At 72.5% G+C, this 1,530-nt stretch carries 2 protein-coding genes; both read right to left on the bottom strand.

Annotated features, from left to right (window positions below; genetic code table 11):
• On the bottom strand, positions 1 to 869 hold an 869-nt coding region (locus ACWD3D_RS36920), incomplete at its 3' end, for a beta-ketoacyl synthase N-terminal-like domain-containing protein (RefSeq protein ID WP_451465000.1).
• Positions 870 to 956: 87 nt separating this feature from the next.
• On the bottom strand, positions 957 to 1,427 hold the full coding sequence (locus ACWD3D_RS36915) for a phosphopantetheine-binding protein (RefSeq protein WP_451464999.1): 471 nt from the start codon (positions 1,425 to 1,427) through the stop codon (positions 957 to 959).
• Positions 1,428 to 1,530: the final 103 nt, after the last annotated feature.

Here is a 1,530-nt window from a genome sequence, read left to right as displayed (position 1 = left end):
CGGTGACCGAGGCGCCGCGCGTCCGACAACCGCTCCACCAGCAGCAGCCCGACCCCCTCCGCCCAGCCGGTACCGTCCGCCCCCGCGCCGTACGCGCGGCACCGGCCGTCCGGCGACAGCCCGCGCTGACGGGAGAACTCCACGAAGCCGGCGGGGGTGGACATCACGGTCACCCCGCCCGCGAGCGCGAGGTCGCACTCCCCCGACCGCAGTGCCTGTACGGCGAGGTGGAGCGCCACCAGCGAGGAGGAGCACGCCGTGTCCACCGTGACGGCCGGACCCTCGAACCCGTACGTGTACGAGATGCGCCCCGAAGCCACGCTGGCGAGGTTGCCGATGCCGAGGTACCCCTCCAGTTCGGCCGGTACTTCGGCGAGGCGGTGCTGGTAGTCCTGCGCCGTCAGGCCGACGAACACGCCAGTGCGGCTGCCGCGCAGGGAGTCCGGCGCGATTCCGGCCCGCTCGAACGCCTCCCAGGACGACTCCAGCAGCAACCGCTGCTGCGGGTCCGTAGCCAGCGCCTCGCGGGGTGACATGCCGAAGAACTCGGCGTCGAAGTCGGCCGCGTCGTGCAGGAATCCGCCATGCCGGGCGTAACTGGTGCCGGGGTGACCGGGATCGGGGTTGTAGAGGGCTTCGAGGTCCCATCCCCGGTCGTCCGGCCATGGGCCGACGGCGTCGCCGCCTGCGGCCACCAGGTCCCACAACGCGTCGGGCGAGTCCACCCCGCCCGGCAGTCGGCAGCTCATGCCGACGACGGCGACGGGCTCCCGGAGGCCGGACTCGACCTCCCTCAGGCGCCTCAGCGCCTCCCGGTTCTCGGCGAGCGCACGCCTGAGGTAACTGCGCAGCTTCTCCTCATCGGCCACGGCCGCCCACCTCCTCCATGCTCCGCGCTCCTGCGCCGGAATGCCTTTGGAGCAACGAGTGTTGCTCATCGGCTGAACGGTCGTGGTTCATCGTGCCTCGCTGTCCATCAGCTCGAAGAGCTCCTCGTCGGTGGCCTCGTCCAGGTCGATCTCCTCGGCCGCCCCGCGCTGGGGCGCGGGCTGTCCGGTGTCCCATCGGGCCACCAACGCGCGCAGACGGGAGAGCAGTTCGGCGCCGTCCTGATCAAGGGCGCCGGCGCCGGGAACGGTCGCCTCCAGCAAGGCGAGGGCGTCCGCCGCCGGTCCTCCGCCCGTCGTCGGACCCGCCGCGGCGGAGGGGGCTTCGGGCAGCAGGGTGGCGAGGTGCGCGGCGACTGCGGCGGGCGTCGGGTGGTCGAAGACCAGGGTCGCCGGCAGTCGTACGCCGACGGCGGACGCCAGCCGGTTGCGCAGATCGACGGCGGTCAGCGATTCCAGGCCGAGCCCCTTGAAGGCGTGGTCCGCGCCGATCTCCCCGGCGTCCTCGTGTCCCAGCACCTCGGCCGTCTGGCGCACCACCAGGTCGAGCAGGGCCGCGGCGCGGGCGGGGCAGAGCTAAGGTGCTTGGTAGCCACGAGATCGGTCTTTCTGCTGAGTGCGATCTTCTGGTGAGACCCCGGCC

Source organism: Streptomyces sp. NPDC002690 (genome assembly GCF_053592415.1).
The sequence above is the reverse complement of the archived record's forward strand: the minus strand, read 5'-3'. Positions and strand labels throughout refer to the sequence as shown.